Below are 14,332 nucleotides of genomic sequence, written 5' to 3' on the forward strand. Positions count from 1 at the left end.
AGAGGGCATCTGATCTCAATACGGGATAATTTGGTATAGGCGCGACGATGTATTCGAAAACAACATCCCACACGTAGTCCATCTGGTCTGGTACAGCACGTGGGTGACCGCTTCCCGACGCCCGTACCGAACCGACCTGTCCGACGCGCGCTGGGCGTTGATCGAGCCGATCCTGACGCGGTGGCGGGCGGACCGGGTCGGGTTGGGGATAGCGCCGATACAACATGACCTACGCGAGATCGTGAACGCGGTCCTGTACATCAACCGGACCGGGATTCCATGGGAGTACCTGCCGCACGACTTCCCTCCACATAAGACGGTTTACCACTACTATGCGTTGTGGGAAAAGGACGGCACGACTGAAGCGATCCACGAGGCGCTGCGCCGCAGGGTGCGGCGGGCCGCCGGGCGGGCCGAGGAGCCCAGCGCGGCGATCATCGACGCGCAGACGGTCAAGACCTCCAACAATGTTCCAGAGTCATCGCAAGGAATCGACGCCGGCAAGCGGATCAAGGGCCGGAAACGGCACATCGCCACAGACGTGCTCGGCCTGCTGCTGGTCGTGTTGGTCACTGCGGCGAGTGTGCACGACACGGCCGGCGGCCGATACGTGGTCGACGAGCTCGCCGCCCACCGACCAGATGTGGTCAGGGTGTGGGTGGATGCCGGCTACAAGCAGAGCGTCATCGACCAGGGCGCGGCACACGGCATCGATGTCGTGGTGGTGACCAAGGATCCCGACCAGCGCGGGTTCAAACCGCAACCCAAGCGGTGGGCGATCGAGCGGACCTTGGGCTGGCTGATGCTTCATCGCCGGCTGGTCCGGGACTACGAGGCCGACCCGGCCCGATCCCGGACGATGATTCTCTGGGCAATGATCGACAACATGTCCCGGCGGTTAACCGGAGAATCAACATCGACGTGGCGCACCACCCCAACAAATACGGACATTATCTGTCAGTTATAGATCAGATGCCCTCTTATGTGGAGACCGGCGGCCCAAGCCCGGATTACCGAAATCAACGGACGATGATTCTCTGGGCAATGATCGACAACATGTCCCGGCGGTTAACCGGAGAATCAACATCGACGTGGCGCACCACCCCAACAAATACGGACATTATCTGTCAGTTATAGATCAGATGCCCTCTTATGTGGAGACCGGCGGCCCAAGCCCGGATTACCGAAATCAACCCGGATTCTTGTACGACGGCGCGTGCTGCGCGGCCGGCCGCTGACGGTGCGTGAGCAGCGGCAGCGTGCGGTGCGCGACCACCGTCGAGAGGACCACCACACTTGTGGAACGGCGGATGCCGGTCGACCGGTTGAGTTCGAGCAGGATTTGCTGGAGGTCGTCGTTGGAGCGGGCGGCGAGCCGGCAGAGCACGTCGCCGGTGCCGGTCGTCGCGTACGCCTCCAGCACGCCGGGGAGCGCGACCAGGTGCTCGGTCACCTCGTCGAGCCGCCCCTGCGCGATCTCCAGCGTCACGAACGCCTGCACCGGGTAGCCGGCGGCGGCGAGGTCGACCTGCGGCCCGTATCCGGTGACGACGCCGGCGGCGCGCAGCCGCTCCAGCCGGGCGGTGACGGTGGCGCGGGCGACCCCGGCGAGGCGGGACAGCTCCAGCACGCCGACCCGCGGGTGCTCGGTCAGCAGCCGGAGCAGGGCCACGTCGAGTGTGTCGAGCTCCATCGTCTTACCAATCTGCCTAGCTGTTTCGGTGTATCGCTGCGCTAATTGCTCATCCTGACTAGCTCACGATACGCCAGTTGCACAGGCTGCCGATGCGCGTTCAGATGGTCTGCATGACCGTCGAACACGTTCTGACCGATGACGAGCGGCTCGCCGATCTGAGCCTCGAGCAGCTCAAGCAACTCGTGGGGCTGGTGGAGTACGACGAGCAGGCCGACCCGTTCCCGGTGATCGGCTGGGACGCGATCGTGTGGGTGGTCGGCAACGCGACCCAGGCCGCCCGCTTCTACCAGCTGGCCTTCGGGATGGACCTGGTCGCCTACTCCGGCCCCGAGACGGGCAACCGCGACCACTGCGCGTACGTGCTGCGCAGCGGTGCCGTGCGGTTCGTGCTCAAGGGCGCGGTCGACCCGGAGAGCCCGCTGGTCGCGATCCACGACCGGCACGGCGACGGGGTGAGCGACATCGCGCTGGAGGTGCCCGACGTGGACGCCTGCGTGGCGCACGCCCGCTCGCAGGGCGCGACGATCCTCGACGAGCCGTACGAGCTGACCGACGAGCACGGCACGGTGCGGCTGGCGGCGATCGCGGCGTACGGCGACACCCGCCACACGCTCGTCGACCGCTCCCGCTACCACGGCCCGTACCTGCCCGGGTACGCCGCCCGCACCTCGACGCTCCCCGGGCGCCGCCGGCTCTTCCAGGCCCTCGACCACGTGGTCGGCAACGTGGAGCTGGGCCACATGGACGAGTGGGTCGCCTTCTACAACCGCGTCATGGGCTTCACCAACATGGCCGAGTTCATCGGCGACGACATCGCCACCGACTACTCGGCGCTGATGTCCAAAGTGGTCGCCAACGGCAACCACCGGGTGAAGTTCCCGCTCAACGAGCCGGCCGTGGGCAAGCGCAAGAGCCAGATCGACGAGTTCCTGGAGTTCTACCGGGGGCCGGGCGCGCAGCACCTAGCGCTCGCCACCAACGACATCCTGGCCACAGTGGACGCACTGCGGGAGGCGGGCGTCGAGTTCCTCGACACGCCGGACTCCTACTACGAGGACCCCGAGCTGCGCGCGCGGATCGGCAAGGTGCGGGTGCCGGTCGAGGAGTTGCAGGAGCGGAAGATCCTGGTCGACCGGGACGAGGACGGCTACCTGCTGCAGATCTTCACGAAGCCGATCGGGGACCGGCCGACGGTGTTCTTCGAGTTCATCGAGCGGCACGGGTCGCTCGGCTTCGGCAAGGGCAACTTCAAGGCGCTCTTCGAGGCGATCGAACGCGAGCAGCAGCGCCGCGGCAACCTCTAACCCCTGTGATCGAAGCTCCCTTCACGTCGTTAGAACGACTTGAAGGGAGCTTCGATCACGAATCCAGCGGGAGGCTCTGTGAGTTGGGTGACTGGGGTGGACTCCGGGCATCCGTACGGTGTGCACAACCTGCCGTACGGCGCGGTCTCCGAGGGCGGCGGCGACCCGCGGCTCGTGGTGCGCGTCGGCGACCTCGGGTTGGACCTCGCGGCGGCGTGCGAGCGGCTGCTGCCCGACCTGGCGCCGCTGGTCGCCGGGCCGGTGCTCAATCCGCTGCTCGCCGCGCCGGCTCCGACCTGGCGCCGGCTGCGCGCCGCGCTCGTGGAGTGGCTCACTGACGAGTCAGTCAGGCCGGTCGTCGAGCCGCTGCTGACGCCGCTCGCGGAGGCGCGGACCCACCTGCCGTTCGCGGTCGGGGACTACGTCGACTTCTACGCCTCCGAGCACCACGCGTCGGCGGTCGGCCGCATCTTCCGCCCCGACTCGCCGCCGCTGCCGGAAAACTGGAAGCACCTGCCGATCGGGTACCACGGGCGCTCCGGCACGGTGGTCGTCTCGGGCACCCCGGTGGCCCGGCCGTCCGGACAGCGCCGCCTCTCCGGTGGCGCGATCGAGGTCGGGCCGAGCCGCCGGCTGGACATCGAGGCCGAGGTGGGCTTCGTGCTCGGCGCCGGCACCCGCCTTGGCGAGCCGGTCGCGCTGGCCGACGCGGCCGAGCACGTCTTCGGCGTCTGCCTGGTCAACGACTGGTCCGCGCGCGACCTGCAGGCGTGGGAGTACGTGCCGCTCGGCCCGTTCCTCGGCAAGTCGTTCGCGACGTCGGTCTCGCCCTGGGTCGTACCCCTGGATGCCTTTGACGGCGCGCGGACCGCGCCGCCGCCGCGCGACGTCGCGCTGGCGTCCTATCTGGACGATGCGGCGCAGCCGCCGTGGGGTCTCGACATCGCGCTGGAGGTCGAGCTCAACGGCACGGTGGTGTCCCGCCCGCCGTTCCCGGCGATGTACTGGACCGCCGCGCAGATGCTCGCCCACATGACCGTCAACGGCGCCTCGATCCGCCCCGGCGACCTCTTCGCCTCCGGCACGGTCAGCGGCCCGGAGCCGGACCAGGCGGGTTCGCTGCTGGAGCTGAGCCGGGGCGGCCGGTCGCCGATCGAGCTGGCGGGCGGCGTGACCCGGTCGTTCCTGGAGGACGGCGACCGGGTGGTGATCCGCGGCCGGGTGCCCGCCGCGCCGGGTCGCCCCGAGCTAGCCCTCGGCGAGGTCGCCGGCGTGGTCGTGGCCGCGCTCCAGTAGGTCGAACGCCCGGCCGGCGGCCGCCGCCGCGTCCGGGTACGCCCGCTCGGCGGAACGCCCGGAGATGAGCTGGCGCCCGCTCCCCGCGGCGGTCCGCTAGCGGCCGCATCCGGACGCTCCGGGCCGTCGGGTGGCGCGGGCGGCGGGGTGGGCGCGCCGCGTCCCGCGACGGTGCCGTCTTCGACGAGCTCTCGAGCTGCCCCGTCTGTGCGTGCAGGCTGCCCCGTTCGTGCGTGCAGCTCGAGAGCTTCCCACCACATTGGTACCGACCCGCCCGCTCCTCGACGAGATCGGCGGCAGCCCGGCCAAGCGGCGGCAGGTGGACGCGTTCCTGCGCGCTCGCCGCCTCCTCTACGCGCGCATGCGGTCGATGCTGCGCATCTTGTTCATGGCGTCGAGGGCGGCCACCTTGTAGGACTCGGCGAGCGTCGGGTAGTTGAAGACCGTGTCGACCAGGTAGTCGACCGTGCCCTGGCAGCCCATCACCGCCTGGCCGATGTGGATGATCTCGGTGGCGCCGGTGCCGAAGACGTGCACGCCGAGCAGGGTGCGGTCGTCGGGGGAGACGAGGAGCTTGAGCATGCCGTACGAGTCGCCGATGATCTGGCCGCGGGCCAGCTCGCGGTAGCGGGAGACGCCGGTCTCGAACGGGACCCGGGCTTCGGTCAGCTCGTCTTCCGTGCGGCCGACGAAGCTGATCTCGGGGATCGTGTAGATGCCGATCGGCTGGAGCTGGTGCATCGCGCGCACCGGCTCGTCGCAGGCGTGGTGGGCGGCCAGCCGGCCCTGCTCCATCGACGTGGAGGCGAGCGCCGGAAAGCCGATCACGTCGCCGACCGCGTAGATGTGTGGCACCGCCGTGCGGAAGTGCTCGTCGACCTTGATGCGGCCGCGGCCGTCGGCGCTCAGCCCGGCGGCCTCCAGGTTGAGCTGGTCGGCCATGCCCTGGCGGCCCGCCGAGTACATGACGACGTCGGCCGCGATCCGCTTGCCGCTCTCCAGCACCGCGAGCGCCCCGTTGGCGCGGCGCTCGACCGAGGCGACCGACTCGCTGAACCGGAACGTCACCGCCAGGTCGCGCAGGTGGTACTTGAGCGCCTCGATGATCTCCAGGTCGCAGAACTCCAGCATCCGGTCGCGCCGCTCGACCACGGTCACCTTGGAGCCGAGCGCGGCGAACATCGACGCGTACTCGATGCCGATCACGCCGGCGCCGACCACGACCAGCGACTGCGGGACGTGCTCGAGGTTGAGGATGCCGTCGGAGTCGATGACCGTGCGGTCGTCGAACTCGACCGAGGTCGGGCGGGCCGGGCGGGTGCCGGCGGCCACCACGATCTTCTCCGCGGTCACCTTGGACTCGCGGCCGGAGCCGTCGCTCACCGTGAGCGTGTGCGGGTCGGCGAACGTGCCGGTGCCGGTCAGCAGCCGGATCCGGTTGCGGGCGAGCTGGCTGCGGATGACGTCGATCTCCCGCCCGATCACGTGCTGGGTGCGCGCCGTGAGGTCGTCGACGGTGATGTCGTCCTTGAGCCGGTAGCTCTGCCCGTACATCTCCCGCTGGTTGAGGCCGGTCAGGTAGAGCACGGCCTCACGCAGCGTCTTGGAGGGGATGGTGCCGGTGTTGATGCACACCCCGCCCATCATGTGACGTCGCTCGATCACGGCGACCCGGCGGCCGAGCTTGGCGGCGGCGATCGCGGCCTTCTGCCCGCCGGGGCCGGAGCCCAGCACGAGCACGTCGAAGTCATACACGTGGACCATTCTCGCAGGCCCGGGTTACCAGGGCCTTACGAAGAACCGGTCGGGGTCGTCGTACGGTTGGGCGATGAGGTTCGGTCCAGCTGTGTTCGGGGGGCGCCCCGACGCCGCCACGGTCGGCGCCTCCCCGCAGTACCGGGACGGGCGCTTCCACAACACCGTGGCCGCCACGCTGCTGCCGCGCGGCGCGATGCGGGCGGCCATGCGCGAGATGATCTTCGGCAAGCAGGTGCGCCGGCCCACCGGACCGGTCCCGCTGGTCGCGCCGGGCACCGTGCCCGCCGAGGGCCTGCACCTGACCTGGTACGGGCACGCGAGCACCCTCGTCGAGATCGACGGCTGGCGGGTGCTCTTCGATCCGGTGTGGAGCAAGCGGTGCTCGCCGTTCCCGTTCGCCGGGCCGCGCCGGCTGCACCCGCCACCGGTGCCGCTCGCCGCGCTGCCCCAGGTCGACGCGATCGTGATCTCGCACGACCACTACGACCACCTCGACCTGCCCACCGTGCGCGAGCTGGTCCGCACCCAGGAGGCGCCGTTCCTGGTACCCCTCGGGGTGGGCGCCCACCTCGACCGCTGGCGGGTGCCGCGGCAGCGGATCGTCGAGCTCGACTGGGACGACGGCGTCGACATCGCCCCGGGGCGCGCCACCAGCGGAGCCGGCCTGCGCCTCACCGCGACCGCCGCGCGCCACTTCTCCGGGCGGCTCTTCGCCCGCGACCGTACGCTGTGGGGCTCCTGGGTGGTCGAGGCCGGCGGGCGCAAGGTCTTCTACACCGGCGACTCCGGCTACTTCGACGGCTACGCGGCGATCGGCGAGAAGTACGGCCCGTTCGAGGCGAGCCTCATCCAGATCGGCGCGTACAGCACGGCCTGGCCGGACATCCACATGACACCGGAGGACGCGGTCAAGGCGCACGTCGACCTGCGCGCCGGGCTGCTGCTGCCGGTGCACTGGGCGACGTTCGTGCTCTCGTACCACTCGTGGAGCGAGCCGGTCGACCGGCTGTGGCGGGAGGCGAAGGCGTTCGACGTGTCGGTGGCGATCCCGCGGCCGGGCGAACGGGTCGACGTGGAGGCGCCGCCGGTGGTGGATGCCTGGTGGCAGCCGCTGAGTGGGTGATACTTGATCAACGCGTGCAATCTCGCGGCAACGTGACCGAAACGAGTGGCCCCGACGATCTGCGGCATGCCGAAGAGATCGTTTTCGCGCCTCGGCGCCGTACTCCTCCCCGTCGTGTCGGCCGCGGTCACCGCGGCCCTCGTCGTCTCCGCGCTGGGCCAGCCGTCCGCGGCCCCCGCTCCTGAAAGCGACTCCACGTCCGTCAAGGTCGACGGCGTAGAAACCCTGACCAACATCGAGAGCGTCGCGTACACGCAGGCCGTCGCCGCGGCGAAGGCGAAGAAGCCCAAGGTCACCGTCATCGGCACCGGCGGCACCATCTCCGGCGTCGCGACCTCGCGCAGCAGCTTCCAGGACTACCGCTCCGGCCAGATCGCCATCGGTGACATGGTCGGCTACCTCCAGCCGGAGATCGGTGCCGTCGCCGACGTCAGCACCGTCCAGTTCGGCAACAAGGGCTCCGGCGGGTACACGATCCCCGAGTTCCACGCGCTCACCCTCGCGGTGGAGACGGCGCTCAAGTCCTCCGACGGCGTCGTGGTGACCAGCGGCACCGACACGATGGAGGAGTTCGCGTACTGGCTCGACCTCTCGGTGCGCAGCCAGAAGCCGGTGGTGCTCACCGGCGCCATGCGCCCGTGGGCGGCGGGGTCGCCGGACGGCCCGAAGGTGATCGGCGCCGACGGCCCGGCCAACCTCTACAACGCGATCGTGCTGGCCGCCAGCCAGGCCACGTACTGCTACGGCACTGTGCTGATGCTCGGCGACGAGTTCCACGCCGCGCGGGACGTGACGAAGACCAGCTCGTACCGGATGGACACGTTCCAGACCCGCGAGTTCGGCGTGCTCGGCTGGATCGACGGCCCGAACATCAAGGTCGGCCGCGCACCCGCCCGGATCCAGGAGTGCGACGACAAGAGCAAGTGGTACACGCCGTTCAACCTCAACAAGATCGGCCCCGAGACGCTGCCCCGCGTCGAGGTGGTGGCCGGCTACCAGCAGGCGGGTGGCGAGGCGATCACGGCGTTCGCGGACGCCGGCGTCAAGGGCATCGTCACCGCCGGCACGGGCGCGGGCGGCATATCGTCCGCGCAGAGTGCGGCCCGCACCGCCGCCGCGGCCAAGGGCGTGGTCTTCGTCAGCACGACGCGCACCGGCTCCGGCTCGGTGTACGGCGGCAGCACGACCCAGCCCATCATCGCCGGCGACGACCTGCTGCCGCAGAAGGCACGGCTGCTGCTGATGCTCAGCCTGGCGTTCGCCGGTGGCGACGTGGAGAAGGTCCGCAAGTGGGTGACCGGTCTCGGTAACCCGGAGTTCGATCTGTCGTAGTCCGGGACCTCCTTTTACCGTGGTGTGATGGCCTCCTCCGCTGAGCTGCGTCGACGGTTCGTCGACGAGTTGTGGCGCGAGGGGGCCATCACCCGTCCGGAGGTGGCGGAGGCGTTCGCGGCGGTGCCGCGGGAGGCGTTCGTCGGCGCGGGCTTCCACGGCCGGGACGGCACGTGGTTCGCCCCGGACGCCGAGGGCTTCCTGGACGCCGTGTACACCAACGACGTCCTCGTCACGAAGATCGAGGCCGGCCGCGCGACCAGTTCGTCCAGCCAGCCCTCGCTCATGGCCACGATGATCGAGGCGCTCGACCTGACGCCCGGCGCGCGGGTGCTGGAGATCGGCGCGGGGACCGGCTACAACGCCGCGCTGATGTCCGCCGCCGGCGCGCAGGTGACCACAGTGGACGTACAGCCGGACGTGGTGGCCCGGGCCGCGACCGCGCTCGCGACGCTTTCCTCCACAGTGGACCTCAAGCTCGGTGACGGCTACGCGGGCTGGCCGGCCGGCGCCCCGTACGACCGGGTGATCGTGACCGTCGGCGTGGCCGGCGCCGCACCGCCCTGGCTCGACCAGCTCGCACCCGGCGGTTTCGTGGTCGCGCCGACCCGGCACGCCGGCCACCACCCGGTGCTCCGCGTGGCGCGCGCCCCGGACGGCACCGTGCGCGCGACGGGCGTCTGCCCCGCCGGCTTCATGTCCGCGGCCGGCCCGCTCTCGGCCATGTTTCCGGGCGCCCACCCGCTCGGCGACGGCCCGCTGCCGCCGGCGACGGTGCGCCGCCCGGCCCGCTTCGACCCGCCGCTGGACGTCTTCCGCTACCACGACATGTGGTTCGCGCTGGGCGCCTGGGATCCCCGCACCACGTACGCCCAACCCCCGGACAGCAGCGGAAACGGCGGCTGCGCCCTGCTCGACGAGGCCGCGGAGGGCGGCGCCACGGTCTGGCCGGACGGTTCGATCGACGGCAGCGGCCCCAGCGCCGGGGCGTACGCGGAGCGCGCGACGGCCCTGATCGACCGCTGGGTGGCCAGCGGCCGCCCGGCCGTACCCGCCTGGCAGGCGAGCATGGCCCTCGACGGCGACCCCGCGTACCCGATCTGGGTCCCCCGCGACTGGCACCGCGCCCCGGCGCGGTGAGGGACCAGTCCGCCGGCGGCACGAATCCGTGATTACCCGGATAGGGGTGCCGCCATAACGTCAACGTGACCCGAGCGAGACCCCAGGAGGCCACAGTGACCACCGAGTCCATCACCACCGAAAAGGCTCAGGCGCCCGTCGAGGCCGGCCGCGGCCTGCTGCTGACCATGCTGCTGATGGTCGTGCTCGGCGTCGCCGGCATGTACCTCGTGTCCCTCTGACCCGCCGAGCGACCCCTACGAGACCGGCGGCGTCTCGCCGCCCGAGTGCGGGACCCGCTCGGCCGGGATGACCCCGAGCCGGCCCGCCTGGTAGTCCTCGAACGCCCGCACCAGCTCCTCGCGGGTGTTCATCACGAACGGGCCGTAGTGGGCCACCGGCTCGCGGATCGGCTCACCACCCATGATGTACAGGTCCAGCGCCGGCGTGTGCGAGTCCTGCTTCTCGTCCGCCGTGACGCGCAGCGCCTCGCCCGGGCCGTGGACCGCCATCTGTCCGGTGTGGACCGGACGCCGGTCGGTGCCGACCGTGCCCCGGCCGCCCAGCACGTACACCAGCGCGTTGTAGTCGCTGCGCCAGGGCAGGTCGAGCGCGGCGCCGGGCTGGAGCGTGACGTGCGCGATCGCGATCGGGGTGTGCGTGACGCCCGGGCCCTGGTGGCCGTCGATCTCACCGGCGATCACGCGGATCAGCGCGCCCCCGTCGGGCGTCGTCAGCAGGCTCGCCTCCCGGCCGCGGATGTCCTGGTAGCGCGGCGGGCTCATCTTCTTGACCCGGGGCAGGTTGACCCACAGTTGCAGGCCGTGAAAGAGGCCGCCGCTGACGACCAGGTGCTCCGGCGGCGCCTCGATGTGCAGGATCCCGCTGCCGGCGGTCATCCACTGGGTGTCGCCGTCGGTGATGGTGCCACCGCCGCCGTTGGAGTCCTGGTGGTCGAAGATGCCGTCGATGATGTACGTGACGGTCTCGAAGCCGCGGTGCGGGTGCCACGGCGTGCCCTTCGGCTCGCCCGGCGCGTAGTCGACCTCACCCATCTGATCGAGGTGGATGAACGGGTCGAGCTCGGTCAGCGGCACCCCGGCGAAGGCCCGGCGGACCGGAAAGCCCTCGCCCTCGAAGCCGCTCGGCGCGGTGACCAGGCGGCGCACCGCGCGGTACTCGGTGGTCGCGGGGTCGAGCCTGGGGAGTCGGGGAAGGACGAGCACGTCGTCCACGGTGATGGCGGGCATGGTCTGTGCTCCTTTTTACTGGGTGACGCCGGACCGGGAAGCGCGCAGGCGCTCGCCGAGCCGGGTGAAGACGCGGGTGAGGACGGCGATCTCGGCCTCGTCGAGGTCGTCCACGAAGTGGGCGCGCACCGAGCGGAGGTGGTGCGGCGCGGCCTCGCGCAGCGTGCGCAGCCCCTCGGCGGTCAGCACGGCCTCGCTGCCCCGGCGGTCCTCCGGGCAGCTCTCGCGGGCCACCAGCCCGCGCTTTTCCATCGAACCGATCTGGTACGTCAAGCGGCTGGGCGAAAACACCAGGCGGCTGGCGAGCTCGCCCATCCGCAGGCGCCGGCCGGGTGCCTCGGAGAGCAGCACCAGCACGTGGTAGTCGGCGAAGGTCAGCCCGCTGTCGGCGCGCAGGTCGTCTTCGAGCTGGGTCATCAGCCGCTGGCTGGACTCGATGTACGCCCGCCAGCCGGCCATCTCCGTGGAAGTGAGCGGCTCGGCCATGCCCCCACGGTAGCTCTATTTCAGATTTGAACCAACCGCCGCGATCCGCCCCCGTGATCAAAGCTCCCCCCACGTCGCTAGAACGACATGAGGGGAGCTTTGATCACGGGCGGGCGGCTACCAGGCGCGGTCGACCTCGGTCGAGCCGGTCAGGCGGAGCTTGCGCTGGGCGCGCTGGTAGAACGTCGTGTGCCCGAGCCGCACCACGCTCGCCGCCCCCGGCACCGCGCAGACCTCGACCGTGTCGCCGGGGCAGAGGCGGCCGACCACCGAGCCGTCCGACTCGACCTCCAGGTCGCCGCTGGCCGGCAGCACCCGCAGGGCGACCTTTTCGCTCTCCGAGAGCACGAGCGCCCGGTTGTACGCCGAGTGCGGCGCCACCGGCGTCACCACCAGCCCCTGGGTCCGCGGCGAGACGATCGGGCCGCCGGCCGAGAAGCTGTAGGCCGTCGAGCCGGTCGGGGTCGCCACGATCAGCGCGTCGGCCACGTAGTGGATGAACGGGTGCCCCTCGACGAAAAGCTCGACCGCGGCCATCGGCCCGCCCGGGCGGCGCACCAGCGCCACCTCGTTGAAGGCGAGCACCTCCTGGTCGTGGAAGCGGGACCGCACCGCGGACCGGGCCTCCACCGTGAACCGCTTGTCGTCGATCGCGGAGAGCGCCTCGGGGAGCTGGGGGACGTCGATCTCGGCCAGGAAGCCGAGCCGCCCCAGGTTGACCCCGAGCACCGGCGCGCGCCCGCCGCAGGACAGGCGCATCGAGCGGAGCATGGTGCCGTCGCCGCCGAGGCTCACCACGAGGTCGGACTCCTCGGCCAGCTTTTCCGCCGGCACCGCGGTGGCGCCCTCGGTGCGGTCGACCTCCTCCGGCAACCCCAGGAGGGTGGCCTGGTGGCCGCGCACCCAGGCACTGATGGTCGACATGGCCGCCCGGCTGTCACGCTCTGGGTGCAGCACCAGCCCGACCGTGTGGATCATCGGGGTGTCCGGGAAGTCACGGACAAACGGTATCAGCGTCGGCCGCTGAGTCGTGGGCGCAAAATAGTGCCTCATCCGCCGTGAATACGTTCGATGGACGGTTAGGGTTCGAGAGCGTGGAGATTCTGGATCTGGCGGATTGGCGCGAGCGCGTCGCCCGCCTGTACCTCTCCGGGCTCGACCTGGGCGGATTCCGCTCGGCCCGGGATCGGTTGCTCGCCACACACGCACAGTCACCGATCCCGCCGGCCGAGCGCGCCGCCTTCGCGGGGCTCCGGTACTTTCCGGAAAACCCGACCGCCGTGGTCGAGGCGCCCCTCGAACCGGCGGGCGGCACGATCGAGATCGACACCGGCGGCCCGGACGGCGTGGTCCGGTACCGGCGGGTGGCGCGCGCGGTCACGCCGTGGGGCCCGCTGACGCTCTTCTGGATCGAGGCGTACGGGGGCGGGCTCTTCCTGCCGTTCCGCGACGGCACGTACGGGTCGATGACGTACGGCGCCGGGCGGTACCTGACGGACACCGTGAAGGGCACTTTCGGGCGGGGCGTGGTGGCGCTGGCGGGCAGCCGGCTGCGGCTCGACTTCAACTACGCGTACAACCCGAGCTGCGCGTACGACGACCGGTGGGCCTGCCCGCTGGCTCCGGAGGAGAACCGGCTCACCGACCCGATCGAGGCGGGCGAGCTCACGTACCACTGAGGTTCAGGCGATTGATCACGCCGTCGGCGGGCCGGTCCCCGCGCAACGCGCTCGGCGGTCAACGCAGGCTGATCACGGCGACCGGAAACCTCCGGTCCGTCTTCTTCTCGTACTCGGCGGCGTCCGGCCAGTACGCGCGCCACACGCCGTACAACCGGTCCCAGTCGTCGTCACGGCCGGGGCGGACCACGCGGTTGTCCGCCTGCACCGTGTCCGCGCCCAGTTCGACGGTGACCGGGCCGTCGATGGCCTCCAGGTTGGCGACCCACTGCGGGTCGTGCGGCGCACCGCCCGCGCTGCCGCAGACGATGTACGAGTCACCGTACGGTGCCGCGACAAGCGGATGGACGAACTGCTTGCCGGACTTGCGACCGCGAACGTGCAGCAAGAGCGTCGTCTTGCCCTCCCAGTGACCGCCGAGCACGCCGTCGTTGGTCCTGAAGTTCACGATCACCGTGTCGTTGAACGAAGCCATGTCACGTACGTTAGTTGACAGCGGGAATTTCCACCTGTGGCTGGTCGGGCTCCTGGCCACCCTGCGCGGGCACCGGGACGCGGCGCTGGGCCGGCAGCGGCCGGAAAGCGAACCCGCCCACCATCGCGTTGCCGAGGCCGAGGCACATCTGCAAATGATGCGGAGTGAACACGCCGCGACGCTGGCACGGCTGAGCGAGCTTGCCTCGGCACCGGCGGCCTATCGGGCCGTCCTGGCCGAATACCGGCAGTTGAGCGAGTCGGGCGACCCGCGCGCGGTGCGATTGCTCGATCTGGCCGATGAGCGGGGGCGGCTCAATGGAGAACTGGAAGACTTGGACAAGGCGCTGCGGGCGGCCGAGGCCGCTCGGGACGCATTGGAGGCGGTCGATCGCGGGCTCGGGCGTGCTTCGGGCTGGTCGGCTCTCGACATGTTCTCTCGCGGCGCACCGGTTGAGGCGATCAAGTACACCTACGTCGACGGAGCGAAGGACGTGGCGGCGCACGCCGATCGTTGCCTGGCGGTGCTGCGCAACGAGCTGGCCGATCTGGAGCACGTGCCGCCCGCCAGCGCCCATCTGTCCGTGGACGCGACGACCTGGTTTCTCGATGCCGGGTGGGAGGCGGCCGTTACCGATGTCGCGGTGGACGGGCGGATCGAGAATGCCCGGGACAATATCGCCGTGTGGATGTACCGGGTCAGACGGGCACGGGAACGGCTGGAGCAACGGGTGGCCGACACCCGTGACCGGCTGGCCTCGATCGAGGCCGAACGCGGCGTGCTCCTCGCCGACCCGTGAACGTCAGCCCGCGGA

The 14,332-nt window shown here is 70.6% G+C and carries 15 protein-coding genes; 9 read left to right on the forward strand and 6 right to left on the reverse strand.

What is annotated here, in order from left to right; genetic code table 11:
* Window positions 1–103 precede the first annotated feature (103 nt).
* Entirely contained in the window at window positions 104–967 is an 864-nt protein-coding gene (locus tag RB614_RS06315; protein WP_308711415.1) for an IS5 family transposase, read from the forward strand.
* Between the two features lie 222 nt (window positions 968–1,189).
* Here RB614_RS06315 and RB614_RS06320 read toward each other — a convergent pair whose 3' ends face one another.
* Window positions 1,190–1,693: an Lrp/AsnC family transcriptional regulator gene (locus tag RB614_RS06320; RefSeq protein WP_308711416.1), complete on the reverse strand. Its 504-nt coding sequence runs from the start codon at window positions 1,691–1,693 to the stop codon at window positions 1,190–1,192.
* A 113-nt stretch (window positions 1,694–1,806) separates the two neighbouring features.
* Here RB614_RS06320 and hppD point away from each other — a divergent pair, with 113 nt between their 5' ends.
* Both hppD and fahA read left to right on the forward strand, forming a co-directional pair.
* On the forward strand, window positions 1,807–3,000 hold the full coding sequence (gene hppD, locus RB614_RS06325; RefSeq protein WP_308711417.1) for a 4-hydroxyphenylpyruvate dioxygenase: 1,194 nt from the start codon (window positions 1,807–1,809) through the stop codon (window positions 2,998–3,000).
* A 78-nt stretch (window positions 3,001–3,078) separates the two neighbouring features.
* Window positions 3,079–4,296, forward strand: a complete 1,218-nt coding sequence (gene fahA / locus RB614_RS06330; RefSeq protein ID WP_308711418.1) for a fumarylacetoacetase — start codon at window positions 3,079–3,081, stop codon at window positions 4,294–4,296.
* Between the two features lie 351 nt (window positions 4,297–4,647).
* Here the strand turns inward: fahA and sthA are convergent, their stop codons facing one another.
* Window positions 4,648–6,051, reverse strand: coding sequence for a Si-specific NAD(P)(+) transhydrogenase (gene sthA, locus RB614_RS06335; protein WP_308711419.1), 1,404 nt, complete (start codon window positions 6,049–6,051; stop codon window positions 4,648–4,650).
* Window positions 6,052–6,124: 73 nt separating this feature from the next.
* Between sthA and RB614_RS06340 the strand changes: the two genes are divergently transcribed.
* The 4 genes from RB614_RS06340 (at window position 6,125) to RB614_RS06355 (ending at window position 9,870) form a co-directional block, all read left to right on the forward strand.
* On the forward strand, window positions 6,125–7,177 hold the full coding sequence (locus RB614_RS06340; RefSeq protein ID WP_428982930.1) for an MBL fold metallo-hydrolase: 1,053 nt from the start codon (window positions 6,125–6,127) through the stop codon (window positions 7,175–7,177).
* Window positions 7,178–7,243: 66 nt separating this feature from the next.
* Window positions 7,244–8,509: an asparaginase gene (locus RB614_RS06345; RefSeq protein ID WP_308711420.1), complete on the forward strand. Its 1,266-nt coding sequence runs from the start codon at window positions 7,244–7,246 to the stop codon at window positions 8,507–8,509.
* Window positions 8,510–8,536: 27 nt separating this feature from the next.
* Window positions 8,537–9,649 carry a protein-L-isoaspartate O-methyltransferase family protein gene (locus tag RB614_RS06350; RefSeq protein WP_308711421.1) on the forward strand — a complete coding sequence of 371 codons (1,113 nt, stop codon included), beginning with the start codon at window positions 8,537–8,539 and terminating at the stop codon, window positions 9,647–9,649.
* A 95-nt stretch (window positions 9,650–9,744) separates the two neighbouring features.
* On the forward strand, window positions 9,745–9,870 hold the full coding sequence (locus RB614_RS06355; RefSeq protein WP_308711422.1) for a hypothetical protein: 126 nt from the start codon (window positions 9,745–9,747) through the stop codon (window positions 9,868–9,870).
* A 15-nt stretch (window positions 9,871–9,885) separates the two neighbouring features.
* On the opposite strand, the gene RB614_RS06360 is transcribed toward RB614_RS06355, so the two are convergent.
* From RB614_RS06360 to RB614_RS06370, 3 genes are all read right to left on the reverse strand, one after another.
* The gene (locus RB614_RS06360) at window positions 9,886–10,878 is read right to left on the reverse strand and encodes a pirin family protein (RefSeq protein WP_308711423.1); all 993 of its coding nucleotides are present in this window, start codon (window positions 10,876–10,878) and stop codon (window positions 9,886–9,888) included.
* A gap of 15 nt (window positions 10,879–10,893) precedes the next feature.
* Complete coding sequence (locus tag RB614_RS06365) at window positions 10,894–11,364, reverse strand: MarR family winged helix-turn-helix transcriptional regulator (protein ID WP_308711424.1); 471 nt, start codon at window positions 11,362–11,364, stop codon at window positions 10,894–10,896.
* Window positions 11,365–11,481: 117 nt separating this feature from the next.
* Window positions 11,482–12,342 (reverse strand): NAD(+)/NADH kinase, encoded by an 861-nt coding sequence (locus RB614_RS06370; protein ID WP_308711425.1) that lies wholly within the window; start codon window positions 12,340–12,342, stop codon window positions 11,482–11,484.
* 116 nt (window positions 12,343–12,458) lie between these two features.
* Between RB614_RS06370 and RB614_RS06375 the strand changes: the two genes are divergently transcribed.
* Entirely contained in the window at window positions 12,459–13,043 is a 585-nt protein-coding gene (locus tag RB614_RS06375) for a DUF1684 domain-containing protein (protein ID WP_308711426.1), read from the forward strand.
* A 58-nt stretch (window positions 13,044–13,101) separates the two neighbouring features.
* On the opposite strand, the gene RB614_RS06380 is transcribed toward RB614_RS06375, so the two are convergent.
* Window positions 13,102–13,518 (reverse strand): nitroreductase/quinone reductase family protein, encoded by a 417-nt coding sequence (locus RB614_RS06380; protein ID WP_308711427.1) that lies wholly within the window; start codon window positions 13,516–13,518, stop codon window positions 13,102–13,104.
* Here RB614_RS06380 and RB614_RS06385 point away from each other — a divergent pair.
* Complete coding sequence (locus RB614_RS06385) at window positions 13,505–14,317, forward strand: citrate synthase family protein (protein WP_308711428.1); 813 nt, start codon at window positions 13,505–13,507, stop codon at window positions 14,315–14,317. The genes RB614_RS06380 and RB614_RS06385 overlap by 14 nt on opposite strands.
* The last annotated feature ends 15 nt before the right edge of the window (window positions 14,318–14,332 follow it).

Source organism: Phytohabitans maris (assembly GCF_031085175.1).
Taxonomy (GTDB): domain Bacteria; phylum Actinomycetota; class Actinomycetes; order Mycobacteriales; family Micromonosporaceae; genus Phytohabitans; species Phytohabitans maris.

Excerpts from the sequence above, each read along its gene's own strand:
- RB614_RS06365 (WP_308711424.1), bottom strand. The coding sequence starts at position 11,364 with ATGGCCGAGCCGCTCACTTCCACGGAGATGGCCGGCTGGCGGGCGTAC.
- RB614_RS06345 (WP_308711420.1), top strand. The coding sequence starts at position 7,244 with ATGCCGAAGAGATCGTTTTCGCGCCTCGGCGCCGTACTCCTCCCCGTC.
- RB614_RS06320 (WP_308711416.1), bottom strand. The coding sequence starts at position 1,693 with ATGGAGCTCGACACACTCGACGTGGCCCTGCTCCGGCTGCTGACCGAG.
- RB614_RS06350 (WP_308711421.1), top strand. The coding sequence starts at position 8,537 with ATGGCCTCCTCCGCTGAGCTGCGTCGACGGTTCGTCGACGAGTTGTGG.
- RB614_RS06380 (WP_308711427.1), bottom strand. The coding sequence starts at position 13,518 with ATGGCTTCGTTCAACGACACGGTGATCGTGAACTTCAGGACCAACGAC.
- hppD (WP_308711417.1), top strand. The coding sequence starts at position 1,807 with ATGACCGTCGAACACGTTCTGACCGATGACGAGCGGCTCGCCGATCTG.
- RB614_RS06360 (WP_308711423.1), bottom strand. The coding sequence starts at position 10,878 with ATGCCCGCCATCACCGTGGACGACGTGCTCGTCCTTCCCCGACTCCCC.
- RB614_RS06370 (WP_308711425.1), bottom strand. The coding sequence starts at position 12,342 with ATGATCCACACGGTCGGGCTGGTGCTGCACCCAGAGCGTGACAGCCGG.
- RB614_RS06340 (WP_428982930.1), top strand. The coding sequence starts at position 6,125 with ATGAGGTTCGGTCCAGCTGTGTTCGGGGGGCGCCCCGACGCCGCCACG.